General features: G+C 62.8%; 22 protein-coding genes. 8 read left to right on the forward strand and 14 right to left on the reverse strand.

Annotated elements, in window-relative coordinates:
• Both ftsH and rlmE read right to left on the reverse strand, forming a co-directional pair.
• The coding region (ftsH, locus tag N5C28_RS23140; protein WP_279825764.1) for an ATP-dependent zinc metalloprotease FtsH at window positions 1-1,904 on the reverse strand (1,904 nt) is incomplete at its 3' end.
• A gap of 207 nt (window positions 1,905-2,111) precedes the next feature.
• Window positions 2,112-2,735, reverse strand: a complete 624-nt coding sequence (gene rlmE / locus N5C28_RS23145; RefSeq protein WP_279825765.1) for a 23S rRNA (uridine(2552)-2'-O)-methyltransferase RlmE — start codon at window positions 2,733-2,735, stop codon at window positions 2,112-2,114.
• Window positions 2,736-2,835: 100 nt separating this feature from the next.
• On the opposite strand from rlmE, the gene yhbY reads away from it, so the two are divergent.
• Entirely contained in the window at window positions 2,836-3,147 is a 312-nt protein-coding gene (gene yhbY, locus N5C28_RS23150; protein ID WP_279825766.1) for a ribosome assembly RNA-binding protein YhbY, read from the forward strand.
• A gap of 43 nt (window positions 3,148-3,190) precedes the next feature.
• On the opposite strand, the gene N5C28_RS23155 is transcribed toward yhbY, so the two are convergent.
• The 8 genes from N5C28_RS23155 to grpE all read right to left on the reverse strand — a co-directional run bounded on the left by N5C28_RS23155 (window position 3,191) and on the right by grpE (window position 13,381).
• Entirely contained in the window at window positions 3,191-3,625 is a 435-nt protein-coding gene (locus tag N5C28_RS23155; protein ID WP_279825767.1) for a DUF4149 domain-containing protein, read from the reverse strand.
• On the reverse strand, window positions 3,603-4,079 hold the full coding sequence (gene greA / locus N5C28_RS23160) for a transcription elongation factor GreA (RefSeq protein ID WP_279825768.1): 477 nt from the start codon (window positions 4,077-4,079) through the stop codon (window positions 3,603-3,605). The genes N5C28_RS23155 and greA overlap by 23 nt, the downstream gene beginning before the upstream one ends.
• Complete coding sequence (carB, locus tag N5C28_RS23165) at window positions 4,076-7,297, reverse strand: carbamoyl-phosphate synthase large subunit (RefSeq protein WP_279825769.1); 3,222 nt, start codon at window positions 7,295-7,297, stop codon at window positions 4,076-4,078. Before carB ends, greA begins: the two co-directional genes overlap by 4 nt.
• Before the next feature lie 36 nt (window positions 7,298-7,333).
• Window positions 7,334-8,482, reverse strand: a complete 1,149-nt coding sequence (carA, locus tag N5C28_RS23170; protein ID WP_279825770.1) for a glutamine-hydrolyzing carbamoyl-phosphate synthase small subunit — start codon at window positions 8,480-8,482, stop codon at window positions 7,334-7,336.
• A gap of 209 nt (window positions 8,483-8,691) precedes the next feature.
• Window positions 8,692-9,495 carry a 4-hydroxy-tetrahydrodipicolinate reductase gene (gene dapB, locus N5C28_RS23175; RefSeq protein WP_279825771.1) on the reverse strand — a complete coding sequence of 268 codons (804 nt, stop codon included), beginning with the start codon at window positions 9,493-9,495 and terminating at the stop codon, window positions 8,692-8,694.
• A 64-nt stretch (window positions 9,496-9,559) separates the two neighbouring features.
• On the reverse strand, window positions 9,560-10,687 hold the full coding sequence (gene dnaJ / locus N5C28_RS23180) for a molecular chaperone DnaJ (protein WP_279825772.1): 1,128 nt from the start codon (window positions 10,685-10,687) through the stop codon (window positions 9,560-9,562).
• 122 nt (window positions 10,688-10,809) lie between these two features.
• Window positions 10,810-12,729 (reverse strand): molecular chaperone DnaK, encoded by a 1,920-nt coding sequence (gene dnaK, locus N5C28_RS23185; protein WP_279825773.1) that lies wholly within the window; start codon window positions 12,727-12,729, stop codon window positions 10,810-10,812.
• Window positions 12,730-12,829: 100 nt separating this feature from the next.
• On the reverse strand, window positions 12,830-13,381 hold the full coding sequence (gene grpE, locus N5C28_RS23190; RefSeq protein WP_279825774.1) for a nucleotide exchange factor GrpE: 552 nt from the start codon (window positions 13,379-13,381) through the stop codon (window positions 12,830-12,832).
• A gap of 153 nt (window positions 13,382-13,534) precedes the next feature.
• Between grpE and recN the strand changes: the two genes are divergently transcribed.
• On the forward strand, window positions 13,535-15,208 hold the full coding sequence (recN, locus tag N5C28_RS23195; protein ID WP_279825775.1) for a DNA repair protein RecN: 1,674 nt from the start codon (window positions 13,535-13,537) through the stop codon (window positions 15,206-15,208).
• Between the two features lie 61 nt (window positions 15,209-15,269).
• Here recN and fur read toward each other — a convergent pair whose 3' ends face one another.
• The gene (gene fur, locus N5C28_RS23200) at window positions 15,270-15,674 is read right to left on the reverse strand and encodes a ferric iron uptake transcriptional regulator (protein ID WP_279825776.1); all 405 of its coding nucleotides are present in this window, start codon (window positions 15,672-15,674) and stop codon (window positions 15,270-15,272) included.
• 97 nt (window positions 15,675-15,771) lie between these two features.
• Here fur and N5C28_RS23205 point away from each other — a divergent pair, with 97 nt between their 5' ends.
• Window positions 15,772-16,284, forward strand: a complete 513-nt coding sequence (locus N5C28_RS23205; protein WP_279825777.1) for an outer membrane protein assembly factor BamE — start codon at window positions 15,772-15,774, stop codon at window positions 16,282-16,284.
• Between the two features lie 67 nt (window positions 16,285-16,351).
• Here the strand turns inward: N5C28_RS23205 and N5C28_RS23210 are convergent, their stop codons facing one another.
• Both N5C28_RS23210 and N5C28_RS23215 read right to left on the reverse strand, forming a co-directional pair.
• Complete coding sequence (locus tag N5C28_RS23210) at window positions 16,352-16,663, reverse strand: RnfH family protein (RefSeq protein ID WP_279825778.1); 312 nt, start codon at window positions 16,661-16,663, stop codon at window positions 16,352-16,354.
• A complete protein-coding gene (locus tag N5C28_RS23215) occupies window positions 16,656-17,090 on the reverse strand; it encodes a type II toxin-antitoxin system RatA family toxin (protein WP_279825779.1) in 435 nt (144 codons plus the stop codon). The genes N5C28_RS23210 and N5C28_RS23215 overlap by 8 nt, the downstream gene beginning before the upstream one ends.
• A gap of 262 nt (window positions 17,091-17,352) precedes the next feature.
• Here N5C28_RS23215 and smpB point away from each other — a divergent pair, with 262 nt between their 5' ends.
• The gene (smpB, locus tag N5C28_RS23220; protein WP_279825780.1) at window positions 17,353-17,835 is read left to right on the forward strand and encodes an SsrA-binding protein SmpB; all 483 of its coding nucleotides are present in this window, start codon (window positions 17,353-17,355) and stop codon (window positions 17,833-17,835) included.
• Window positions 17,836-17,886: 51 nt separating this feature from the next.
• Here smpB and N5C28_RS23225 read toward each other — a convergent pair whose 3' ends face one another.
• A complete protein-coding gene (locus N5C28_RS23225; protein ID WP_279825782.1) occupies window positions 17,887-18,654 on the reverse strand; it encodes an FCD domain-containing protein in 768 nt (255 codons plus the stop codon).
• A 313-nt stretch (window positions 18,655-18,967) separates the two neighbouring features.
• Here N5C28_RS23225 and N5C28_RS23230 point away from each other — a divergent pair, with 313 nt between their 5' ends.
• The 4 genes from N5C28_RS23230 to N5C28_RS23245 all read left to right on the forward strand — a co-directional run bounded on the left by N5C28_RS23230 (window position 18,968) and on the right by N5C28_RS23245 (window position 25,310).
• Window positions 18,968-20,662, forward strand: coding sequence for an L-lactate permease (locus N5C28_RS23230; RefSeq protein ID WP_279825783.1), 1,695 nt, complete (start codon window positions 18,968-18,970; stop codon window positions 20,660-20,662).
• Window positions 20,663-20,774: 112 nt separating this feature from the next.
• On the forward strand, window positions 20,775-21,920 hold the full coding sequence (lldD, locus tag N5C28_RS23235; protein WP_279825784.1) for an FMN-dependent L-lactate dehydrogenase LldD: 1,146 nt from the start codon (window positions 20,775-20,777) through the stop codon (window positions 21,918-21,920).
• 89 nt (window positions 21,921-22,009) lie between these two features.
• Window positions 22,010-24,820, forward strand: coding sequence for an FAD-binding and (Fe-S)-binding domain-containing protein (locus N5C28_RS23240; protein ID WP_279825786.1), 2,811 nt, complete (start codon window positions 22,010-22,012; stop codon window positions 24,818-24,820).
• 226 nt (window positions 24,821-25,046) lie between these two features.
• A complete protein-coding gene (locus N5C28_RS23245; protein WP_279825788.1) occupies window positions 25,047-25,310 on the forward strand; it encodes a hypothetical protein in 264 nt (87 codons plus the stop codon).
• Window positions 25,311-25,441: the final 131 nt, after the last annotated feature.

Consider the following 25,441-nt stretch of genomic DNA (forward strand, 5'->3'; position numbering starts at 1 on the left):
GCCGGGCCACCGATTGGCTTCTCGGGAACATCTGTCTCGTCGACCTTCGCCACTGGCGTGCCGGCATCGCTGCCACCACCGCTCCAGTCGCGCGGCTCACGCGGCGTACGACCATTCATGATGTCATCGATCTGATCGGAGTCGATCGTTTCGTACTTCATCAGTGCTTCGGCCATCGCGTCGAGCTTGTCGCGGTTTTCCACGAGCAGGCGCTTGGCGGTGTCATAGCAGTGGTCGATGATGCTGCGCACTTCGAGGTCGATCAGCTTGGCCGTGTCAGCGGATACGTTGCTGTGCTGGCTGCCCATGCTGCGCCCAAGGAAGACTTCGCCTTCCTCCTCGGCATACATCAGCGGGCCCAGCTTCTCGGACAGGCCCCACTTGGTGACCATGTTCCGCGCCAGCTGAGTGGCACGCATGATGTCGTTGGAGGCACCGGTGGTCACACCATCGAAGCCCAGGGTCATCTCTTCGGCGATACGGCCACCGAACAGCGAGCAGATCTGGCTGGTCAGCGCACGCTTGCTCAGGCTGTAACGGTCTTCTTCCGGCAGGAACATCGTCACACCCAGCGCACGACCACGCGGGATGATCGACACCTTGTAGACCGGGTCGTGCTCGGGCACCAGGCGACCGACGATGGCATGGCCTGCCTCGTGGAACGCGGTGTTGAGCTTTTCCTTGTCCGACATGACCATGGTCTTGCGCTCAGCGCCCATCATGATCTTGTCTTTGGCCAGTTCGAACTCTTTCATTTCGACCAGGCGCTTGCCGGCGCGGGCAGCGAACAGCGACGCCTCGTTCACCAGGTTGGCCAGGTCGGCACCGGAGAAGCCCGGCGTACCACGCGCGATCACTGCAGGCGCGACATCTTCGCCCATCGGCACCTTGCGCATATGAACCTTGAGAATCTGCTCGCGACCGCGGATATCAGGCAGGCCAACCACGACCTGACGGTCGAAACGACCGGGGCGCAGCAGCGCAGGATCGAGCACGTCCGGACGGTTGGTGGCCGCGATGACGATGATGCCATCGTTCATCTCGAAACCGTCCATCTCCACCAGCAGCTGGTTGAGGGTCTGCTCACGCTCGTCATGCCCACCGCCCATACCGGCACCACGATGGCGACCGACGGCGTCGATTTCATCGATGAAGATGATGCAGGGCGCATGCTTCTTGGCCTGGTCGAACATGTCACGGACGCGGCTCGCACCGACACCCACGAACATTTCCACGAAATCGGAACCCGAGATGGTGAAGAACGGCACCTTGGCTTCGCCGGCAACCGCCTTGGCCAACAGGGTCTTACCGGTACCCGGCGAGCCGACCATCAGCACACCGCGCGGGATGCGGCCACCGAGGCGCTGGAACTTGCCCGGGTCACGCAGGAATTCGACCAGCTCGCTGACTTCTTCCTTGGCCTCGTCGCAACCGGCGACGTCAGCGAAGGTGGTCTTGACCTGGTCTTCGGAGAGCAGGCGCGCCTTGGACTTGCCGAAGCTCATCGGCCCGCCCTTGCCGCCAGCACCGCCCTGCATCTGGCGCATGAAGAACATGAACACCGCGATGATCACCAGGATCGGGAAGCTGGCCACCAGCAACTGGGTCCAGATGCTCTGCTGCTCCGGCTGCTTGCCGACGATCTCGACGTTGTTGTCGATCAGGTCCTTGATCAGGCCGTTATCCTGGATAGCCGGACGCACGGTTTCGAACGACGAACCATCGCCGCGCACACCGCTGATGATGTAACCGTCGACGGTCACACGCTTGACGCCGCCGTCTTGAACCTGCTGGATGAACTCCGAGTAATTGAGCTTGCTCGACTCACTCGGGCTCGAGAAGTTGTTCATCACCGTCACAAGGACAGCGGCGATGATCAGCCACAGGATCAGATTCTTTGCCATGTCGTTCAATTAGCTACCCTCTGAAGCAGGCCCCGTGTCGAAGCGTGCTTCGCATGACGACCAGTTATGTACCGATCTAACTTACTACACAACGCCTGCCCCTGGCAGACGCCGTCTGTAACCCTTTATTTGACGCCATCCAGGCCGTCATAACCAAATGCATCATACTGCTTGGACTGGCAAGTCAGTCCTTGGTTGCACGACCGGTCAATCGCCCCGAAAACCCCGTGCCAGCAGGTATTGTTCGCGCGAACGATCCCGGGAGGACAGCGGCTTGCGCATCTGCACCTTGTCGAACATTTCGCGCACCTGCTTGTGGTACTGATCGAAGCCTTCACCCTGGAAGATCTTGATCAGGAAATCACCGCCCGGGCGCAGCACACGACTAGAAAGATCCAGCGCCAGCTCGCACAGGTACATGGCACGCGGCTGATCGGCAGCCCTCACACCACTCATATTGGGGGCCATATCGGAAATCACAAGGTCTACCGGATTTTCGCCGATTGCCTCGAGGATCCGCGCGAACACCGCATCCTCGGTGAAGTCGCCCTGGATAAAGGTGACGTCGGGAATGCTGTCCATCTCGAGGATGTCCGAGGCGATCAACGTCCCCTTGTCACCGATCACCCGGCTGGTGACCTGCGACCAGCCGCCCGGCGCCGCACCGAGGTCGACCACGGTCATGCCGGGGCGCAGGATGCGGTCCTTTTCCTGGATCTCCAGCAGCTTGTAGCTGGCGCGCGAGCGATAACCATCCTTCTGCGCCATCTTCACATAGGGGTCGTCGAAATGTTCTTTCAGCCAACGCTGGCTAGTCTTGGAACGGGCCACGCGGTACCTCGAATGACAAAGCATGAATAATTGGGCGGGCCTGGAGGCGCTCGGGTAAACTAGCCGCCGTTTTTACCAGACCAGACGCAGGGGTCAGATTATGCCGCTCACTCAAGAGCAGAAGAAACAATACAAATCTATCGGCCACCACCTGAAACCGGTATTGATCGTGGCGGATAACGGTTTGACCGAAGGCGTACTGGCCGAACTGGAGCGCGCACTGAACGATCACGAACTGATCAAGGTGCAGCTGCGCATCATCGAACGCGAAGACCGCATCGCCGCCATCGACGAGCTGTGCAAGGCCGGCCGAGCCGAACTGGTGCAGATCATCGGCAAAATGGCGCTGATCTACCGCAAGAATCCCAAAGTGAACAAAAATCTCTCGAACATCAGCCGCTACCAGGCCTGAGTCGAAACGCACGGGCCGGTCGCATGACCGGCTCGTCGCCTCTCTATCCGCGCCGTACTGGCGCCGGCTGCAACACCAGCATCAATCCGCAGAACGCCATCACCAGGTAGTTGAACAGCATCCAGCGCAAGGCATCCGGCCACACCTGGAGCGCGATCAGGTAACTGCCTGCCATCACCAGCACCATCAACAACAGCTGACCGCGAATATCCTGCCAGAGGCTCGACAGGCGACGCTCCGCGCGCACCAGCACCAGCGCCTGGAAGGCCGCGCAGCAGGCTGCCAGGCTGACCAGCAGCGGTGCCACGCTGGTGGCGATGTAGTCCACCAGCAACGGCGCAAGCCCCAGCCGGGACAAGGCCGGCAGCACGACGAATTTCAGCAGCCAGAGGCCGCCAACCCAGAACGTCTGAGCCAGCAGCCAACCAACGACCCAGATATTGAGCCGCACCGGGTTATACGTGGCGAACTTCGACAATCTCGTACTCGACCATGCCGCTCGGGGTTCTCACCGCCACCACGTCGCCCTCTTCCTTGCCCACCAGGGCACGGGCGATGGGCGAACCGACCGAAATCTTGCCTTGCTTGATATCGGCTTCGTCCTCGCCAACGATCTGGTAGGTGACGCTTTCGTCGGTCTCGACGTTGGCGATTTCCACCGTCGTGCCGAAGATCACCTTGCCAGTGTGGGCGATGGTGGTGACATCGATCACCACCGAGTTCTGCAGACGGCCTTCGATATCACGGATGCGCGCCTCGACCATGCCCTGCTGCTCGCGGGCGGCGTGGTACTCGGCGTTTTCCTTGAGGTCACCCAGTTCACGGGCTTCCCCGATGTCCTGGCTGAGCTTGGGGCGCACCACCTTGGTCAGGTGAGCCAATTCTTCTTCCAGGGCGCGAGCGCCCTGGACGGTCATTGGGTATTTGGTCATGCGTTGATTCCTGCATGGAGATCCTGCAAGCGACGCACGGTCTTCTCTGGACCGAACTTGAGCGCCTCACAGACCGCCTGCCCCGCCGCAATGGTGGTGGTGCAGTAGATCTTGTGCTGCAGGGCATTACGACGGATCGAGTAGGAGTCAGCAATCGACTGACGCCCCTCGGTGGTGTTGATGATCAGGGTGACTTCGTCATTCTTGATCATGTCGACGACATGCGGGCGACCCTCGGTCACCTTGTTCACGCGGCGAACCGGCAGACCGGCCGCCTCGATCACCTTGGCGGTACCGGCCGTGGCGACGACTTCGAAGCCCAGCGCGACCAGGTCACGGGCGACCTGAACGGCTTCCGGCTTGTCGTCTTCGCGGACGCTGATGAACGCGCAACCGGAGTTCGGCAGGATTTCGCTGGCACCCAGCTGCGCCTTGGCGAAGGCCTCGCCGAAACTGTCGCCCACGCCCATCACCTCACCGGTGGATTTCATCTCTGGGCCGAGGATCGGGTCTACACCCGGGAACTTGGCAAACGGGAACACCGCTTCCTTCACGCTGAAGAACGGCGGGATGATTTCCTTGGTGTAGCCCACTTCGGCCAGGCTCTTGCCCGCCATGACACGGGCCGCCACCTTGGCCAGGGACTCGCCCACGCACTTGGAGACGAACGGCACGGTACGGGAGGCACGCGGGTTGACCTCGATGACGAAGATGTCCTCGCCCTGCACGGCCATCTGCACGTTCATCAGACCGACCACGCCGAGCTCCAGGGCCATTTTCTTGACCTGCTCGCGGATCTCGTCCTGGATGTGTGCCGGCAGCGAATAAGGCGGCAGCGAGCAGGCGGAGTCACCGGAGTGCACGCCGGCCTGTTCAATGTGCTGCATGATCGCGCCAATCACCACGGTTTCGCCGTCGCTGACCGCGTCCACGTCCACTTCGATCGCGCAGTTGAGGAAGCGATCCAGCAGCACCGGGCTGTCGTTGGACACTTTCACCGCTTCGCGCATGTAGCGCTTGAGTTCTTCTTCCTGGTAGACGATTTCCATCGCCCGGCCGCCCAGTACGTAGGACGGACGCACCACCATCGGGTAGCCGATGTTCTTCGACAGGGCCAGGGCCTCGTCTTCGCTGCGCGCGGTGGCGTTGGCCGGCTGGCGCAGGCCGAGGCGCTGCACCATCTGCTGGAAGCGCTCGCGGTCTTCGGCGCGATCGATGGCTTCCGGGCTGGTACCGATGATCGGCACGCCCGCCTCTTCCAGGGCACGGCAGATCTTCAGCGGGGTCTGGCCGCCGTACTGGACGATGACGCCCTTCGGCTGCTCGACACGGACGATTTCCAGCACGTCCTCCAGGGTCACCGGTTCGAAGTACAGGCGGTCGGAGGTGTCGTAGTCGGTGGAAACGGTTTCCGGGTTGCAGTTGACCATAATGGTCTCGTAACCGTCTTCACGCATGGCCAGTGCCGCGTGTACGCAGCAGTAGTCGAACTCGATGCCCTGGCCGATACGGTTCGGGCCGCCACCGAGGATCATGATCTTGTCGCGACCGCTCGGGTTGGCCTCGCACTCCTCCTCGTAGGTCGAGTACATGTAGGCGGTGTCGGTGGCGAATTCAGCCGCGCAGGTGTCCACGCGCTTGTACACCGGCAGCACCTTGAGCTTGTGGCGATGGGCACGCAGGCTCTTCTCGGAAACACCGAGCAGTTTGGCCAGGCGCGCATCGGAGAAACCCTTGCGCTTTAGCTTGAACATCAGGTCGCGGTCGATGGTGGACAGACCCAGGGTCTGCACGGTCGCCTCGTCCTTGATCAGGTCTTCGATCTGAACCAGGAACCACTCGTCGATACGGGTCAGCTCGAACACTTCAGCCACGGTCTTGCCGGCGCGGAACGCGTCGGCCACGTACCAGATGCGATCGGCGCTGGGCACGGTCAACTCGCGACGCAGGGTGCTCTCGGCTTCCGGATCGTTCAGGTCCAGCTTCTCGTCGAAGCCGGCGACGCCGACTTCCAGGCCGCGCAGGGCTTTCTGCATGGACTCCTGGAAGGTACGGCCGATGGCCATGACTTCACCGACGGACTTCATCTGGGTGGTCAGGCGGGCGTCGGCCTTGGGGAATTTCTCGAAGGCGAAGCGCGGCACCTTGGTCACGACGTAGTCGATCGCCGGCTCGAAGGAGGCCGGGGTGCGGCCGCCGGTGATGTCGTTGGACAGCTCGTCCAGGGTGTAGCCGACCGCCAGCTTGGCGGCGATCTTGGCGATCGGGAAGCCGGTGGCCTTGGAAGCCAGTGCCGACGAACGCGACACGCGCGGGTTCATCTCGATGACCACCATGCGGCCGGTGTTCGGGCAGATGCCGAACTGCACGTTGGAGCCACCGGTTTCCACGCCGATCTCGCGCAGCACCGCCAGGGAGGCGTTACGCAGGATCTGGTATTCCTTGTCGGTCAGGGTCTGGGCCGGCGCGACGGTGATGGAGTCACCGGTGTGCACGCCCATCGGGTCGAAGTTCTCGATGGAGCAGACGATGATGCAGTTGTCCTTCTTGTCACGGACCACCTCCATCTCGTATTCCTTCCAGCCGATCAGCGATTCGTCGATCAGCAGCTCGCTGGTCGGCGACAGATCCAGGCCTCGCGCGCAGATTTCTTCGAATTCTTCACGGTTGTAGGCGATACCGCCACCGGTGCCGCCCATGGTGAAGGACGGACGGATGATGCACGGGAAGCCAACCTTCTCGAGCACGCCGTAGGCGTCTTCCATGCTGTGGGCGATGCCGGAGACCGGGCAGGCCAGGCCGATGTCTTTCATCGCCTTGTCGAAGCGCGAGCGGTCTTCGGCCTTGTCGATGGTGTCGGCGTTGGCGCCGATCATTTCAACGCCGAACTTTTCCAGGACGCCGTGTTTTTCCAGGTCCAGTGCGCAGTTGAGCGCGGTCTGGCCACCCATGGTCGGCAGCAGCGCGTCCGGACGTTCCTTCTCGATGATCTTGGCCACGGTGGACCACTTGATCGGCTCGATGTAGGTGGCGTCGGCCATGGCCGGGTCGGTCATGATGGTGGCCGGGTTGGAGTTCACCAGGATGACGCGGAAGCCTTCTTCCTTCAGGGCCTTGCAGGCCTGAGCGCCGGAATAGTCGAACTCGCAGGCCTGGCCGATGACGATCGGGCCAGCGCCGAGGATCAGGATGCTTTTGATGTCTGTACGTTTTGGCATGAGCTTACTCTCGAATCCTTGGGTCAGTCGGCGGGCTTAACGGCGCTTGGCCATGGCTTCGATAAAACGGTCGAACAGCGGCGCGACGTCGTGCGGACCGGGGCTCGCTTCAGGATGACCCTGGAAGCTGAATGCCTCTTTGTCGGTGCGCTCGATGCCCTGCAGGGTGCCGTCGAACAGCGACTTGTGAATGGCGCGCAGATTGCCCGGCAGGCTGGTCTCGTCCACGGCGAAACCGTGGTTCTGGCTGGTGATCATCACCACGCCGGAGTCCAAGTCCTGCACCGGGTGGTTGGCGCCGTGGTGGCCATGCCCCATCTTCAGGGTCTTGGCGCCGGAGGCCAGGGCCAGCAGTTGGTGACCCAGGCAGATGCCGAACACCGGAATGTCGGTTTCCAGCACCTCTTTGATCGCCTGGATGGCGTAGTCGCACGGCTCGGGGTCGCCAGGGCCGTTGGACAGGAACACGCCGTCCGGATTCAGGGCCAGCACGTCGCTGGCTGGCGTCTGGGCCGGCACCACGGTCAGGCGGCAGCCGCGCTCTACCAGCATGCGCAGGATGTTCAGCTTGACGCCATAGTCGAAGGCCACCACGTGATACGGCAGCTCGCTCGCCGGGATTTCCGGGTGGCTGTCGTCCTTCAGGTTCCAGGTGCTTTCGCGCCACTCGTAGCGCTCGGTGCAGCTGACCACCTTGGCCAGGTCCATGCCCTTGAGGCCCGGGAAGCCACGGGCCAGCTCCAGCGCCTTCTCTTCGGTGGCGTCGTCGCCCACCAGAATGCAGCCGTTCTGCGACCCCTTCTCGCGCAGGATGCGGGTCAGGCGACGGGTATCGATACCGGCGATCGCCACGGTGCCGTTTTCCTTCAGGTACTCGGGCAGCGACTGCTTGTTGCGCCAGTTGCTAGCCAGCAGCGGAAGGTCGCGGATGATCAGGCCGGCGGCCCAGACGCGATTGGATTCGGCGTCTTCCGGCGTGGTGCCGGTGTTGCCGATGTGGGGGTAGGTCAGGGTGACGATCTGCTGGGCATAGGAAGGATCGGTAAGGATTTCCTGATAGCCGGTCATGGCGGTGTTGAAAACCACCTCTCCAATAGTCTGGCCATCGGCACCGATGGCCTCGCCGCGAAAAATGCTGCCATCAGCAAGGGCCAGAATGGCAGGTTTAAGGGCTGGCTTACTCAAGAAAACCTCCGGGGATCAAAGCTTGAAGCAAACGCAGATTGTAAAAAAGCGGGATGACGTATCGACCGTCACCCCGCTTTTTTATCTGATTCATTCTGCGTAACTTTTAGTGGACACACTAAAGCGGGAAGCTTACAGGAAAGTGCTTTTTGGGTCCACCCGCAAGTTCGATTCCAGCCGGAGCAAGCGCTGCCTTTCGGACAAACCGCTTAGTTGAGCCCCAGCACGTCCTGCATATCGAACAAGCCCGGCTTGCCCGCCTGCAACCACAGCGCAGCCCGAACAGCGCCCTTGGCGAAGGTCATGCGACTGGAGGCCTTGTGGGTGATTTCCACGCGCTCACCGTCAGCGGCGAACAACACGGTGTGATCACCCACCACGTCCCCGGCACGCACGGTGGCGAAGCCGATGGTCTCGCGCTCACGGGCACCGGTCTGGCCTTCACGGCCATAGACGGCCACTTTCTGCAGATCACGCCCCAGCGCATTCGCCACCACTTCCCCCATTCGCAGGGCGGTGCCGGACGGCGCATCGACCTTGTGCCGGTGGTGAGCCTCGACGATCTCGATGTCGACATCATCGCCCAGCACCCGCGCAGCGGTGTCGAGCAGTTTCAGGCAGAGATTGACCCCAACGCTGAAGTTCGCGGCGAAGACGATCGGAATCTGCTTGCCCGCCTCGACCAGCAGTTGCTTTTCTTCCGGCGAGAAGCCTGTCGTGCCGATCACCATGGCCTTGCCGGCCTGGCGGCAGACTTCCAGGTTCTTCAGGGTCACCGACGGGTGGGTGAAGTCGATCAGCACATCGAACTGATCGAGCACCGACGCCAGGTCACCCGACAGGCTCACGCCGATCTTGCCGAGCGCCGCCAGCTCACCGGCGTCCGCGCCGACCAGGCTGCTGTCGGGACGGTCGACCGCCGCGCTCAGGCTCGCGCCATCCGCCTGGTGCACCGCCTCGATCAGCGTCTTGCCCATGCGCCCCGCGGCGCCCATCACTGCAATACGTTGCATAACTCAGCTCCACATACGGCTGGCAGGCTGGCGACCCGAAGACCACCCACCCGCCACCTTTGACTTACAGATCGCCGAAGAAGCGCTTCACGCCTTCGAACCAGCCATTGGCCTTGGGCGAATGCGAACTGTCGCCCGCCAGCGATTGGCGGAACTCCTCCAGCAACTCGCGCTGGCGACGCCCCAGGTTGACAGGGGTTTCCACCGCCACCTTGCACATCAGGTCGCCCGCGCCGCCGCCGCGTACCGGCGCCACACCTTTGCCACGCAAGCGGAACAGCTTGCCGGTCTGGGTACCTTCCGGAATCTTCAGCTTGACCCGACCATCGAGGGTCGGCACTTCCAGCTCGCCACCCAATGCCGCGTCAGCGAAGCTGATCGGCACTTCGCAATACAGGTGCTTGCCGTCACGCTGGAAGATCGCGTGCTCGCGCACATTGACCACCACGTACAGGTCGCCAGCCGGACCGCCGTGCGCACCCGCCTCGCCCTCGCCCGACAGACGAATGCGATCGCCGGTGTCGACGCCCGCCGGCACCTTGACCGACAGGGTTTTGTGCTCTTCCACACGGCCATGGCCATGGCAGGAGCCACAGGGGTCGGTAATCATTTTGCCGCTGCCGTGGCAGCGCGGGCAGGTCTGCTGGACCGAGAAGAAGCCCTGCTGCATGCGCACCTGGCCAATACCGCCACAAGTGGTACAGGTCACCGGGCTGGTGCCCTTCTTGGCGCCCGAACCGTCACAGGTCTTGCAGTTGACCAGGGTCGGCACACGGATGGTTACCGTGGTCCCACGAACCGCTTCCTCCAGATCGAGCTCCAGGGTGTAGCGCAGGTCGCTGCCACGCTGGGCACCGCCACGCTGGCCACCGCGCCCGCCCCCGAAGAAATCACTGAACACGTCGCCGAAGATATCGGAGAAGTTCGCGCCACCGAAGCCGGCACCACCGCCACCACCCATGCTCGGATCCACACCGGCGTGACCGTACTGGTCGTACGCCGCACGCTTGCTGGCATCCGACAGCACTTCGTAGGCCTCGTTGGCCTCCTTGAACAGCTCTTCCGACGCTTTGTCGTCAGGGTTACGGTCCGGGTGATGCTTCATCGCCAGGCGCCGGTAAGCCTTTTTCAGCTCGGCCTCGCTGGCGCCGCGCTCAACGCCCAGCACCTCGTAATAGTCACGTTTAGCCATAAGTCTTCAACACCCTTAAATCGTCTGCCCCAGACACGCCAACGCGGGAGCAAGCTCCCGCGTGGCGGATCATCCGATCGCAGCTCGCGCCACGATCGGCTGGAGCGGCAGCAAGCTTGTGCTTACTTGTTGTCCTTCACTTCTTCGAACTCGGCATCGACCACGTCATCGGCGGCACCGCCTTTGGCATCGTCAGCACCCGGCGCGGCTGCGCCCGGCTGCGGCTGTTCGGCGTACATCTTCTGCGCCAGCGGCGTGGTGGCCTCGGACAGGGCATTCATCTTGGCTTCGATAGCCGCCTTGTCATCACCCTTGACGGCCACTTCCAGCTCGCCCAGCGCCTTTTCGATGGCCGCTTTTTCGTCCGCAGTCGCCTTGTCGCCCGCCTCGGTGAGCATCTTGCGGGTTGCATGCACCAGTTGGTCACCCTGGTTGCGCGCAGTCGCCAGCTCTTCGAACTTGCGGTCTTCCTCGGCATTGGCCTCGGCGTCGCGGACCATCTGCTGGATCTCTTCCTCGGACAGGCCGGAGTTGGCCTTGATCACGATGGACTGAGTCTTGCCGGTGGCCTTGTCCTTGGCGGACACGTGCAGAATACCGTTGGCGTCGATGTCGAAGGTCACTTCGATCTGCGGCACGCCACGCGGCGCCGGCGGAATCTCGGCCAGGTCGAACTTGCCCAGGGACTTGTTCTGCGTGGCCTGCTTGCGCTCACCCTGCAGCACGTGGATGGTCACGGCGTTCTGGTTGTCGTCCGCGGTGGAGAACACCTGCGACTTCTTGGTCGGGATGGTGGTGTTCTTCTCGATCAGCGCAGTCATCACGCCGCCCATGGTTTCGATACCCAGGGTCAGCGGGGAGACGTCGAGCAGCAGGACGTCCTTGACATCACCAGCCAGAACCGCGCCCTGAATGGCGGCGCCCATGGCAACGGCTTCGTCCGGGTTGACGTCCTTGCGCGCTTCGCGGCCGAAGAACTCGGTCACCAGCTTCTGCACCAGCGGCATGCGAGTCTGACCGCCGACCAGGATCACGTCGTTGATCGAGCCCACGTCGACACCGGCGTCTTTCAACGCGATGCGGCACGGCTCGATGGTGCGCTGAACCAGGTCTTCGACCAGCGATTCCAGCTTGGCGCGGGAAATCTTCACGTTCAGGTGCTTCGGACCGGTGGCGTCTGCGGTGATGTACGGCAGGTTCACGTCGGTCTGCTGACTTGAGGACAGCTCGATCTTGGCCTTCTCGGCAGCTTCCTTCAGGCGCTGCATGGCCAGCGGGTCGCCCTTGAGGTTCATGCCGCTTTCTTTCTTGAACTCGTCGACGAGGTAGTCGATCAGGCGGATGTCGAAGTCTTCACCACCGAGGAAGGTGTCACCGTTGGTGGCCAGTACTTCGAACTGGTGCTCGCCGTCGACTTCAGCGATCTCGATCACCGACACGTCGAAGGTACCGCCGCCCAGGTCATAAACGATCACGGTGTGATCGCCCTTGGCCTTGTCCATGCCGTACGCCAGCGCAGCCGCAGTCGGCTCGTTGATGATGCGTTTGACGTCCAGACCGGCGATACGGCCGGCGTCCTTGGTTGCCTGACGCTGGCTGTCGTTGAAGTAGGCCGGAACGGTGATGACCGCTTCGGTCACGGCTTCGCCGAGGTAGTCTTCGGCGGTCTTCTTCATCTTTTTCAGAATTTCAGCCGAGATCTGCGGCGGCGCCATTTTCTGGCCGTTCACTTCGACCCAGGCGTCATTGTTGTCAGCCTTGACGATCTTGTACGGGACCATCTGGATGTCTTTCTGCACGACGTCTTCGTCGAAACGACGGCCGATCAGGCGCTTCACGGCGTACAGGGTGTTGTGCGGGTTGGTCACGGCCTGACGCTTGGCCGACTGGCCAACCAGGATTTCGCCATCGTTGGCGTACGCGATGATCGACGGCGTGGTGCGCGCGCCTTCAGCGTTCTCGATGACCTTGACGTTGCCGTTTTCCAGAATGGAGACGCAGGAGTTGGTGGTCCCCAGGTCGATACCGATGATTTTGCCCATATTCACTCTCCCGAAACTTGGATATATCCGCCACGGCATCTGGCCATGTGCGGTAGCACTAATTCGCTTGACTCAATAGATTGGGGCCCTGCGGCGAATTTCAAGCCTGCTCGTCAATCGACGGCGGCGCTTCGCTGGGCGCCTTGCTGACCACGACCATGGCCGGGCGTAGCAGGCGACCATTGAGCAGGTAGCCCTTCTGGAACACCTTGAGCACGCTGTTCGGCTCGACATGGGTGCTCTCCTGAATCGCCATCGCCTGGTGATGCTCAGGGTTGAACGGTGCACCGTGCGGGTCGATCGCTTCCAGCTGGTAGCGTTTGAGCGTGTCCTGGAACAGCTTGAGGGTCAGCTCCATGCCATCACGCACGGCCTTGATCGCCTCATCGTCCGGGCTCGACAGCTCGAGGCCTCGCTCCAGGCTGTCCACCACCGGCAACAGGTCGTTGGCGAACTTCTCAAGAGCGAACTTGTGCGCCTTTTCCACGTCCTGCTCGGCGCGGCGGCGTACGTTCTGCAGATCGGCCGCCATGCGCAGCGATTGATCCTGCGCAGCCGCCAGCTGCTCTTCCAGCGTTTGCACGCGAGCAGTCAAGTCATCCCCGGCCTGCTCATCGGGAATCTGCGTATCCAGGGTCTGTTCGTCAGCCATGCGTCTCTCCTCTTGAAATTCGACGTAAGCCTCAACTCACGTGTCTGCCGCCTATATGGGGACGAATTCCGTCGCTTCAAGCCCTCACGTGGATTGTCAGAAAAGAAACAACTACTGTATAAATAACCATATCAATCCCTGGGAGGCCTCGCCATGCTGGTGCACCTGTCCGTACACAACTACGCCATCGTTGAACACCTCGACCTCGAACTCGATGGCGGAATGAGCGTGATCAGCGGTGAAACCGGCGCAGGCAAGTCGATCATGCTCGACGCCCTGGGCCTGACCCTGGGCGATCGCGCCGACAGCGGCGTGGTGCGCCCGGGGGCGGACAAGGCGGACATCCTGGCCAGCTTCGACCTGCACGACATCCCGGAGGCCAAGGCCTGGCTGGCTGAACGTGACCTGGATACCGACGGCCCGTGCATCCTGCGCCGCGTGATCACCGCCGAAGGTCGCTCGCGCGGCTACATCAATGGCGCCCCATGCCCCCAGGGCGACCTCAAGGCCCTTGGCGAGCTGCTGATCGACATCCACAGCCAGCACGAGCACCAGTCGCTGCTCAAGCCCGACACCCACCGCCGCTTGCTCGACGAATACGCCGGCAGCCAGGAACTGGCCCGCCAGGTCCAGCTCGCCGCCCAGCGTTGGAAGCAGACCCGCAACGAACTGGAGCGCCTTTCCAGCGCCAGCGACGAGCAGCGCGCCCGCCACCAACTGCTGAGCTACCAGCTGGAAGAGCTGGACAACTTGGCCCTGGGTGAAAACGAACTGGAGCAACTGGAGCTGGACCACAAGACCCTGACCAACGCCGAAAGCCTGCTCAGCGCCTGTCGCACGGTGCTCGAGCTGTGCAGCGAGAGCGATGCCGGCAACGTCCTGTCGGCCCTGAACAGCAGCCTGACCCGACTGAACAGCTTTCCGTCGCAACCCGGTGCCCTGGGCGAAGCCACCAACCTGCTGGCCAGCGCGCAGATCCAGGTCGAGGAAGCCATGGGCGAACTCAATCGCTTCCTCGATCATTTCGACGCGGACCCGGAACGCCAGCAGATGCTGGAAGAGCGCCTCGACACTATCTATACGCTGGCACGCAAGCACCGCATCCAGCCCAGCGAGCTTGGCGCCCTGCAACAGCAGCTTTTCGAGGAACTCGAAAGCCTGAACGCCGACGATCAGGCCAGCGAACGCCTGGCCGAAGAGCTGGCCGCCTATGAGCGCCACTACCAGGACAAGGCCGCCGAGCTGAGTACCCTGCGCCATGCCGCCGCCACACGCCTGGCCGCGGCCGTCGAGGAAGAGATGCAGGCGCTTGGCATGCCGGGAGGACGCTTCAGCATCGAGCTGCACCCCACTGACAGCAAGGAGCCGCAAGCCAACGGGCTGGAGCACCTGGAGTTCAAGGTCAGCGCCAACCCGGGCCAACCGCTCAAGGCTCTGGCCAAGGTGGCGTCCGGCGGGGAACTGTCGCGCATCAGCCTGGCGATCCAGGTCATTACCGCCCAGACCTCACGCGTACCGACCCTGGTGTTCGACGAGGTCGATGTCGGCATTGGCGGCCCCACCGCCGAGGTCGTCGGGCAACTCCTGCGTCGCCTTGGCGAGCGCGGCCAGGTCCTCACCGTCACGCACCTGCCGCAAGTCGCCGCCCAGGGGCACCAGCACTTGTTCGTGCACAAGGTTCGCGAAAGCGACGCCACCCGCACGGCCGTCAGCAAACTGGACAGCGCCCAGCGGGTCGAGGAAATCGCCCGAATGCTGGGTGGCGTCGACCTGACCGACGAATCCATCGCCCATGCCCGACAGATGGTCAGTCGCGCCCAGGCCTGACACTCCAGCCAATAAAAAAGGCGACCCAAAGGTCGCCTTTGTCATTGAAGTCAGTCGCTGCTTACTTCTTCTTGCGCACGTAGAGCACAAGGTTGTGATCCACCAGCTCAAAGCCGTGCTCACGAACGATTTCCTTCTGACGCTTCTCGATTTCGGCATCGAAAAACTCGATGACCTCACCGGAGTCGACACAGACCATGTGGTCATGGTGGCCGCTGTCGGCCAGCTCGAAAACAGCGTGGCCGCCATCGAAGTTGTGGCGCACCACCAGGCCGGCAGCCTCGAACTGAGTCAGAACACGGTAAACGGTAGCCAGGCCAACGTCCTCGCCCGCCTCCATCAGTGCCTTGTAAACATCTTCTGCACTCATGTGACGCTGCTCGGCGGAGTCGAGCATCTGCAGAATTTTGACCCGTGGCAGGGTCACTTTCAGGCCAGCTTTGCGTAGTTCGCTATTTTCAACCATGGTCTGCTTTCTCGCGGAAGCGGCTTCGCAGCTTCCTTTATTGCGGGTATGATCCGGGTTTACGTTGCCCAGCCAAGATAGTGGAAGTCGCCCACCGATGCAAAAAACCAAGCTCCTGCTGACCAGCCTCACCCTCACGGGGCTCATCGCACTCGCCGGTTGTTCATTCCCCGGGGTTTATAAAATCGACATTCAACAGGGCAATGTCGTGACGCAAGACATGATAGACCAGTTGCGCCCCGGAATGACCCGGAGCCAAGTAAGGTTTATCATGGGCAACCCACTGATGACCGACACGTTCCACGCCAACCGCTGGGACTACCTCTACAGCATCCAGCCGGGCGGCGGGCAACGTCTGCAGGAGCGCGTGAGTGTCGTGTTCAACGGCAACGATCAGCTGGTAGGGCTGTCGGGCGACTTTATGCCAGGCGTCAGCCGCGACCAGGCCATCCTCGGCGAAGACGGCACGCCACAAACCGTTCCACAGCAGCCGCAGACCGAAGAAGCACCAGCCCCCGGCTCGCTGCTCGAGCAGATCCAGCAGGAAGTCGACAGCGTCGAGACCGTACCGGTACCGACTCCGGAGCCGCTGGAAACCTCTCCGCAGTAATCTCCGCACACAAAAAAAGCCCGGCCAAGCCGGGCTTTTTTATTGGGCGACATCCCTGAGCGAGCAGCTATTCGCCAGCTCTCGCTTTGGCCGCCTTGGCCGCTCGCTGCTTTCGCACTTCTTTCGGGTCAGCGATCAGCGCACGGTAAATCTCCACACGCTCACCGGCCTCGAGAACCCGCTCTTCGGGCTTCGCCACCGACTTGCCGAAGATGCCCAGCGGACTGTTTGCCAGGTCCAGGCCTGCAAACTCCGCCGCCAGGCCGGATTGCTCGGCAGCCTGCCGCGCGGTGGTGCCACGGGGCACCTCCAACCGAACGAGCGCCTGCCGATCAGCCAATGCATAGGCCACCTCGACCGCGATCATGGGCTCAGCCATACAGCTGCTTGGCCCGCTGGCAGAACGCATCCACCAGGGTATTGGCCGCCTGATTGAACAGCGGCCCCAGCGTGGCACGCACCAGCGGCCCGGCGTAATCGAAGGTCAGGTCGAGGCTGATCTTGCAGGCCTTGTCGCCCAGCGACTTGAACACCCAATGACCGTGCAATTGAGTGAACGGTCCGTCTTCCAGGTTCAGCTCGATCGACTGCCCCGGAACCAGCACATTGCGCGTCACGAAACGCTGGCTGATCCCACCCTTGGCAACCGCCAGGCTCGCGCGCATGTGCGTATCGCTCTCCTCCATCACCTCGCTGGCCGAACACCAGGGCAGGAACTGCGGGTAGCTCGCGACATCGTTGACCAGGTCATACAGGGCCTGTGCCGGATAAGGCAACAGGGCCGAACGCTGGATATGCGTACTCATAAACCGGCTTTTTCCATCCTGCGTAACAATTGATCCACCCTTCCCCATGATCTTCGCGATACTGGCGAAGAAGTGGCATTTACCGCTCTTCATTGAAACAGATGACAGCCCTCCCGGCTAACGGAAAGGTCGCCCAGCGAGGCGCAGCAACCCCAACCAACCCGTCCTGCGACGGCGATCGCGCATTCTCCGGGATAAGCCCCCGGCTCTCAAGCATCAGCCTGTCGCCAGCCGGCCAGCAACTCCCTATAATGCGCGCCCTATGGCTAAACAAAAGAAACACCCACAAGGCAACATCGCGCAGAACAAGAAAGCTCTGCACGATTATTTCATCGAGCATCGGTTCGAGGCTGGCCTGGCCCTGTCCGGCTGGGAAGTGAAAAGCCTGCGCGCCGGCAAGGCCCAACTGGTCGACAGCTATGTCCTGCTGAAGGATGGCGAAGCCTGGTTGATGGGCTGCCACATCACGCCGCTGAAAACCGCCAGCACCCACGTGATCGCCGACCCGATCCGCACGCGCAAGCTGCTGCTGAATCGGCGCGAGCTGGAGAAACTGTTCGGCTCGGTCCAGCAGAAGGGCTACACCTGCGTGGCGACGTCGCTGTACTGGAAGGCGCACCTGGTCAAGTGCGAGATCGCCCTGGCCAAGGGCAAGAAGGACTTCGACAAGCGCAACACCGAGAAAGAGCGTGACGCCGACCGGGAAGTCCAGCGCGCCATGCGCACCAAGGGCAAGGAAGAGTAACGCCCGCGCCGCTGTCGCTCACGCCCCGCGAGCAACAGCGGCCTCGAATCCCTATAGCCCGCTCCGACGCTGGGCCCGGGCAACGCGCTGAGTTTCCTGCTGCACTTCCGCCAGCACCTCCTGCACATAATCGATGTGCCGGTTCGACAATTGCCGCGCCTCTTCGGCCCGCCCCTCGATGATCGCCTGATACAACGCCCGGTGCTGATTGATCAGCATGTCGCGCGTCTCTTCCCGCTGCGCATACATGCCACCGATATTGGTCACCACGTTGCGCTTGAGCAGATCGAACAAGCCACGAATGGTATGCAGCAGCACCGCGTTATGACTCGCCTCGGCAATCGCCAGGTGGAAGCGCGCATCGGCCGCGCCCTCCTCGGCCCGGGTTACCCGCCCGCTGCGCCCATAGCAGTCGAGCAGCTGATCGAACGCCTCGGTCAAACGCTGGCGATCCAGCTCGGTCGCGCGCAATGCGGCGTAATAGGCGCACGAACCCTCCAGGGTATGGCGAAACTCCAGCAAATCGCGCTGCGCCTCGGGATTGCTTTCCAGGAGATGCATCAGCGGATCGCTGAAGGTCGAGCCCAATGACTCGGCCACATAATTGCCCCCGCCCTGGCGGCTGACCAGCAACCCCTTGGCTGAAAGCTTCTGGATCGCCTCACGCAGGGAAGGCCGTGAAACACCGAACCGTTCAGACAACACGCGCTCGGCAGGCAGGCGCTCACCCGCCTTCAGCGTGCCCTCAAGAATCATGGTTTCCAATTGCGCAACGATGTCATCCGACAGGCGCCGCTGGCGAACCTGACCTACCTCCATATACCGCTCTCCACTGGTTTTACCACGCACTGACACGCGAAACAGAAAGCCTATAGCCCGCCTACAGGCCAGACAAGACGCGCCTATTCGACCAAAGTCGAAGACCCTCTATTTGACAGCACTCCTGCCCACTCTTACCCTGAGCAGGCAACATTGTAAATTGGTATTACCAATTAAATCAATGTGTTTGAAAACAATTCCAAGAAAAGACGATATCGAGGTTTCCATGCAGCTCATGCCCGCACCGTTTGCCATAGCCTGGTCGCCGCCCTCGTCCCCCCGCGCTGCGCGCTATTGAACGGAGCCCACTGTCATGTCATCCGGCCTACTCGCCCTCCTAGCGTTTTCCCCTATTCTGCTCGCCGCCATCCTGTTGATCGGCCTGCGCTGGCCAGCCAAATACGCCATGCCGCTGGTCTACCTGCTGACAGCCGGCATCGGCCTGTACGCGTGGGATATGAGCTTCAACCGCATCATCGCCTCCACGGTGCAAGGATTGATCATCACCGGTGGCGTCCTGTGGATCATTTTCGGCGCCATCCTGCTGCTCAACACGCTCAAGCATTCCGGCGGCATCACGGCTATTCGTGCCGGCTTCGCCACCATCAGCCCTGACCGCCGCATCCAGGCAATCATCATTGCCTGGCTGTTCGGCTGCTTCATCGAAGGCGCCTCCGGCTTCGGCACCCCAGCCGCCATCGCCGCGCCTCTACTGGTCGCCATTGGTTTTCCAGCGCTGGCAGCCGTCATGCTCGGCATGCTGGTTCAGAGCACGCCCGTGTCTTTCGGCGCGGTGGGAACCCCCATCATCATCGGTATCAACAGCGGGCTGGACACCAGCACGCTAGCCGGGCAACTGACTGCCCAGGGCTCGAGCTGGGAGCTCTTCCTGCAACTGATCACCAGCAACGTGGCCATCATTCACGCACTGGTCGGCACGGTCATGCCGTTGATCATGGTGCTGATGCTGACCCGCTTCTTCGGCAAGGAGAAAAGCTGGAAGGCCGGTTTCGAGGTGTTGCCCTTCGCGGTCTTCGCCGGCCTGGCCTTCACCCTGCCTTACGTGGCCACCGGCATATTCCTGGGCCCCGAGTTCCCATCGCTGGCAGGCGGCCTCATCGGCCTGGCCATCGTCACCAGCGCGGCACGCCTGGGCTTCCTCATGCCGAAAACCACCTGGGACTTCGCGCCGGCCAAGGATTGGCCGAACGAATGGGTCGGCAGCGTGGAGATGAAGCTCGAAGAACTGACCAGCAAGCCCATGAGCAGCGTACGCGCCTGGTTTCCCTACGTGCTGGTCGGCGCCCTGCTGGTCGTCAGCCGCGTGTTTCCAGAGGTTGGGGCCGCTCTCAAGTCGGTGGTCCTGGTGTTCCCGGACATCCTGGGCGAAACCGGCATCAAGGCCGATTTCATGCCGCTGTACCTGCCAGGGGGCATTCTCGTCGCCGTCGTACTGGCCACGTTCTTCCTCCATCGCATGAAGGTGCGCGAGCTGAGCGCGGCGGTGGGTGAATCGACCAAAGTGCTCCTGGGGGCCGGCTTCGTCCTGTTGTTCACCGTGCCAATGGTGCGCATCCTGATCAACTCTGGCGTCAACGCCGCGGACCTTCCCAGCATGCCGATCGCCATGGCCCGCTACGTGGCCGACAGCGTAGGCGGGGTCTACCCACTCCTGGCGCCGAGCGTAGGGGCACTGGGCGCGTTCATCGCGGGATCGAACACCGTCAGCAACATGATGCTCAGCCAGTTCCAATATGGCGTCGCGCACAGCCTCGGCATATCCGGCGCGCTGATCGTGGCCGTACAGGCCATTGGCGCGGCGGCCGGCAACATGGTGGCCATCCACAACGTGGTTGCCGCGTCCGCCACCGTCGGCCTGCTCGGCCGCGAGGGGATCACATTGCGCAAAACCGTGTGGCCTACCCTGTACTACGTGTTTTTTACTGGACTCATCGCCCTGATTGCGATTTATGTCCTGGGGGTCAGCGATCCGCTGGTCACCACCTGATACAAGCCCGAGAGCCTGTCCAGCCCATCGGCGGGCAGGCTCACAGAGGCCGGCATAGGTCGGACGCCAGCCAGGCGTGCCGACCTTTCCACCTTCGAACATGGGGAAATCAATGATCATTTCTGCCTCCACCGACTACCGCGACGCCGCCCAGCGCAAGCTGCCACCCTTCCTGTTCCACTACCTGGACGGGGGCGCCTACGCCGAACACACCCTCAGGCGGAACGTGGCAGACCTGGCCGACATCGCCCTGCGCCAGCGCGTACTCAAGAACATGTCGGAACTGAGCCTGGAAACCCGGCTGTTCGATGAAACCCTGTCCATGCCGGTGGCGCTGGCCCCTGTCGGCCTGTGCGGCATGTACGCACGCCGTGGCGAGGTCCAGGCGGCCAAGGCGGCTGCCAAGAAAGGCATCCCCTTCACCCTGTCGACGGTCTCGGTGTGCCCGATCGAAGAAGTGGCCCCGGCCATCGACCGGCCGATGTGGTTCCAGCTCTATGTGCTGAAAGACCGCGGTTTCATGAAGAACGCCCTGGAGCGCGCCAAGGCCGCCGGCGTCACCACCCTGGTATTCACCGTGGACATGCCGGTGCCCGGTGCCCGCTACCGCGACGCCCACTCGGGCATGAGCGGCGCCAACGGCCCGACCCGCCGCATGCTGCAGGCCATGACCCACCCAGCCTGGGCCTGGGACGTCGGCGTCTGCGGCCGCCCGCACGACCTGGGCAATATCTCCACTTACCGGGGCAACCCCACGGGCCTGGCCGACTACATCGGCTGGCTGGGTGCCAACTTCGACCCGTCGATCTCCTGGAAAGACCTGGAATGGATTCGCGAATTCTGGGACGGCCCGATGGTGATCAAGGGCATCCTCGACCCTGACGACGCCAAGGACGCCGTGACCTTCGGCGCCGACGGCATCATCGTGTCCAACCACGGCGGCCGCCAGCTCGATGGCGTGTTGTCCAGCGCCCGGGCGATGCCGGCGATTGCCGACGCGGTCAAAGGCGACCTGAAGATCCTCGCCGACTCCGGCATCCGCACCGGCCTCGACGTGGTGCGCATGATCGCCCTCGGCGCCGACACCGTGCTGCTCGGCCGCGCCTTCATCTACGCCCTGGCCGTTGCCGGCGAGGCGGGCGTCAGCAACCTGCTCGATCTCATCGAGAAGGAAATGCGCGTCGCCATGGTGCTCACCGGCGCCAAGTCGATCAGCGACATCACCACCGATTCGCTGGTCCGCGAACTGGGCCGCTGAACCGCAGAAACCACTCAGGCGATCGCCCCGGCGACGCCTGCAGGGGCTGCCGGCCGTGTCACCCGTACTCAGAATAATCCGGAGCGCCCATGAGCCTGCCCGCCGCCTTCCTCGCCGAAGTGCAACGCCTGATCCCCGCCGACCGCCTGTTCGATGACCCGTTGTCGACCCTCGCGTTCGGCACCGACGCCAGCTTCTACCGGCTGATTCCCAAGCTGGTGGTGCGCGTCGAGTCCGAGGCAGAAGTGGTCGCCCTGCTGACCCTGGCGAGCCGCGACCAGGTTTCCGTGACCTTCCGCGCAGCCGGCACCAGCCTGTCAGGCCAGGCGCTGAGCGATTCGGTGCTGATCGTGCTGGGCGACAACTGGAACGGCCGCGAGATTCGCGACAACGGCGCGCAGATCCGCCTGCAGCCCGGCGTCATCGGCGCCCAGGCCAACGCGGTACTGGTGCCCTTCCAGCGCAAGATCGGCCCGGACCCGGCGTCGATCAATGCCTGCAAGATCGGCGGCATCGTCGCCAACAATGCCAGCGGCATGTGCTGCGGCACCGCCCAGAACACCTACCACACCCTGGCCGGCATCCGCCTGGTGCTGGCCGACGGCAGCGTGCTCGACACCGAAGACAGCGCCAGCGTGAGCGCCTTCCAAACCCGGCATGCTCCCCTGCTGCAGCAACTGGCCGAGCTGGGCCGCAAGACCCGCGCCAACAGCGCGCTGGCTGCAAGAATTCGCCACAAGTACCGGCTGAAGAACACTACAGGGCTGTCCCTCAACGCCCTGGTCGACTTCGACCAGCCCCTGGATATCCTCAGTCACCTGATGGTCGGCTCCGAGGGCATTCTGGGCTTCATCAGCGCGGTCACCTACGACACCGTGCCCGACCACCCGCACAAGGCCAGCGCACTGTTGGTGTTCCCGGACGTGGAAAACTGCTGCCGCGCCGTGACCGTGCTGAAAAGCCAACCGGTCTCCGCCGTGGAGCTGCTGGACCGGCGCAGCCTGCGCTCGGTGCAGGACAAGCCCGGCATGCCGACCTGGGTCAAGGATGTGTCACCGACCGCCTGCGCCCTGCTGATCGAATCCCGGGCCGCCAGCCAGAGCCTGCTGCACGAGCAGTTGGCGCAGATCATGGCGTCCATCGCCCACTTCCCGCTGGAAAAACAGGTCGATTTCAGCGAAGACCCGGTGGTCTACAACCAGCTGTGGAAAATCCGCAAGGACACCTTTCCCGCCGTCGGCGCCGTGCGCCAGACCGGCACCACCGTCATCATCGAAGACGTCACCTTCCCGGTGGAACAACTGGCCGAGGGCGTCAACCGCCTGCTCGCCCTGTTCGACACGCACGGCTACGACGAAGCAATCATTTTCGGCCATGCCCTGGAAGGCAACCTGCACTTCGTCTTCACCCAGGGCTTCGACACCACCGAGCAGGTCGCCCGCTACGACGCCTTCATGCAGGACGTGGCCCAGCTGGTTGCCGTCGAATTCGGCGGGTCGCTCAAGGCCGAACACGGCACCGGCCGCAACATGGCCCCCTTCGTCGAACTGGAGTGGGGCTACGACGCCCACCAGTTGATGTGGGAGATCAAGCGCCTGCTCGACCCCAAGGGCATTCTCAACCCGGACGTGATCCTGTCCCACGACCCGCAGATCCACCTCAAGCACCTCAAGCCCCTGCCGGCTGCCGACGAAATCGTCGACAAGTGCATCGAGTGCGGCTTCTGCGAACCCGTCTGCCCGTCCAAGGGGCTGACCCTCAGCCCGCGTCAGCGCATCGTCATCTGGCGTGACATCCAGGCGCGTCAGCGCGATGGCCAGAACACCCGCGCCTTGCGTGAGGACTTCCAGTACCAGGGCGTAGACACCTGCGCCGCCACCGGTCTGTGCGCCCAACGCTGCCCGGTGGGCATCAACACCGGCGACCTGGTGCGCAAGCTGCGCGCCAGTGCGGCCAACCACGGCACCAGCGCCACCTGGCTGGCCGGGCATTTCGCCGGCGCCTTGCAGGGCGCGCGCCTGACCCTGCGCCTGGCTGACGGTGCGCGCCGGCTGCTGGGCGCGCCGCTGCTGACCAAGACCAGCGAAACCCTGCACAAGGCTTCCGGCAATCGCCTGCCACAATGGACACCGGCCATGCCCCAGGCCGCCGCCCCCATCCAGTTCCATGCGCCCATCACCGACGCGCGCCCGCGGGTGGTGTACCTGGCCGCCTGTGTGTCCCGGGCCATGGGGCCGTCCTTCAGCGACCGCGAGCAGGTGCCGCTGATTGACAAGACCCAGGCGCTGCTGGAAAAGGCCGGCTTCCAGGTAGTCTTCCCCGCCGAGCAGGACAGCCTCTGCTGCGGCCAGCCGTTTGCCTCCAAAGGCTACGCCGAGCAGGCCGACAGCAAACGCCAGGAACTGATCGATGCGCTGCTCAAGGCCAGCCGTGGCGGGCTGGACCCAATCTACTGCGACACCAGCCCCTGCACCCTGCGCCTGCTGCAGGACGGCCTGGACAGCCGGCTCAACCTGTTCGACCCCGTGCGCTTCATCCGCGAGCAGTTGCTCGACCGCCTGGAAATCCAGCCCCAGGCCACCCCGGTGGCTGTGCACGTCACCTGCAGCACCCAGCACCTGGGCGAGTCCCAGGGGCTGATCGACATCGTCAAACGCTGCACCCGCGAGGTGATCATCCCGGAAGGCATCCACTGCTGCGGGTTCGCCGGTGACAAAGGCTTCACCACCCCGGAACTCAATGCCCACTCGCTGCGAAGCTTGAAGGATGCCGTCCAGCACTGCGACGAAGGCGTCTCCACCAGCCGCACCTGCGAGATCGGCCTCAGCCACCATGCCGGCATCGACTACCACGGCCTGGTCTACCTGGTCGATCGCGTGTCACGCCCGCGGGTACTTTGAATCACGTTTTGCCTGTCCCGCCCCGCGCCGAGCGGTTTTTTTTTGCCCGGAGGAAGGCATTCGCCACCAGCTCGTCAGCGAAGCGGAAAATGCAACTGAACTCTCGCGGCAATGGGAGGGTCACTTTTCATGAGCCCGAAAGGACGGGGTCGATATCGCTCTCGGTTACGCCGCGCCTCGTGATGCGAATCGCCGGGAAAATCGTTCATGATGAGAGGACTATCAAATGAAACTCACCGCCCTGTTGTTCACTGCGGCCGTGGCCGTGTCAGCAACACCTGCCTTTGCCGATGACCTGTGCGCCCTCAACTTGCAGAAGCTGAGCGACAGCCTAGCCACCGACACCACCACCGCAGAGTCGGTCAAGACACAGGTGCTGGAACACCAGAAGGAAGCGCAGCAAGCGCAGAGTGCAGGCGATCTGGAAACCTGCGCCACGCTCGCCACCAAGGCGCTGACCCTGCTCGAAGCGCCCGATGAAAACGGTTGAACAGCCGCGTTCGTGACACCCGACAAGGCCGCCCACTGGGCGGCTTTGTCGTTTCGCTACCGCCCATCGCTTTCTTACCTTTCCCCAGCGACTCTCCTACAGTAGAGGTTCCACACCCTGAAGGAGATACG

This window comes from Pseudomonas sp. GD03944 (assembly GCF_029839275.1).
Lineage (GTDB): Bacteria > Pseudomonadota > Gammaproteobacteria > Pseudomonadales > Pseudomonadaceae > Aquipseudomonas.

Coding starts and splice junctions, on each gene's coding strand:
- grpE (WP_279825774.1), bottom strand. CDS start 13,381: ATGGCTGACGAACAGACCCTGGATACGCAGATTCCCGATGAGCAGGCC.
- smpB (WP_279825780.1), top strand. CDS start 17,353: ATGGCTAAACAAAAGAAACACCCACAAGGCAACATCGCGCAGAACAAG.
- recN (WP_279825775.1), top strand. CDS start 13,535: ATGCTGGTGCACCTGTCCGTACACAACTACGCCATCGTTGAACACCTC.
- N5C28_RS23225 (WP_279825782.1), bottom strand. CDS start 18,654: ATGGAGGTAGGTCAGGTTCGCCAGCGGCGCCTGTCGGATGACATCGTT.
- N5C28_RS23215 (WP_279825779.1), bottom strand. CDS start 17,090: ATGAGTACGCATATCCAGCGTTCGGCCCTGTTGCCTTATCCGGCACAG.
- dnaJ (WP_279825772.1), bottom strand. CDS start 10,687: ATGGCTAAACGTGACTATTACGAGGTGCTGGGCGTTGAGCGCGGCGCC.
- greA (WP_279825768.1), bottom strand. CDS start 4,079: ATGACCAAATACCCAATGACCGTCCAGGGCGCTCGCGCCCTGGAAGAA.
- lldD (WP_279825784.1), top strand. CDS start 20,775: ATGATCATTTCTGCCTCCACCGACTACCGCGACGCCGCCCAGCGCAAG.
- dnaK (WP_279825773.1), bottom strand. CDS start 12,729: ATGGGCAAAATCATCGGTATCGACCTGGGGACCACCAACTCCTGCGTC.
- dapB (WP_279825771.1), bottom strand. CDS start 9,495: ATGCAACGTATTGCAGTGATGGGCGCCGCGGGGCGCATGGGCAAGACG.
- fur (WP_279825776.1), bottom strand. CDS start 15,674: ATGGTTGAAAATAGCGAACTACGCAAAGCTGGCCTGAAAGTGACCCTG.
- N5C28_RS23245 (WP_279825788.1), top strand. CDS start 25,047: ATGAAACTCACCGCCCTGTTGTTCACTGCGGCCGTGGCCGTGTCAGCA.
- carB (WP_279825769.1), bottom strand. CDS start 7,297: ATGCCAAAACGTACAGACATCAAAAGCATCCTGATCCTCGGCGCTGGC.
- yhbY (WP_279825766.1), top strand. CDS start 2,836: ATGCCGCTCACTCAAGAGCAGAAGAAACAATACAAATCTATCGGCCAC.
- N5C28_RS23210 (WP_279825778.1), bottom strand. CDS start 16,663: ATGGCTGAGCCCATGATCGCGGTCGAGGTGGCCTATGCATTGGCTGAT.
- N5C28_RS23240 (WP_279825786.1), top strand. CDS start 22,010: ATGAGCCTGCCCGCCGCCTTCCTCGCCGAAGTGCAACGCCTGATCCCC.
- N5C28_RS23230 (WP_279825783.1), top strand. CDS start 18,968: ATGTCATCCGGCCTACTCGCCCTCCTAGCGTTTTCCCCTATTCTGCTC.
- N5C28_RS23205 (WP_279825777.1), top strand. CDS start 15,772: ATGCAAAAAACCAAGCTCCTGCTGACCAGCCTCACCCTCACGGGGCTC.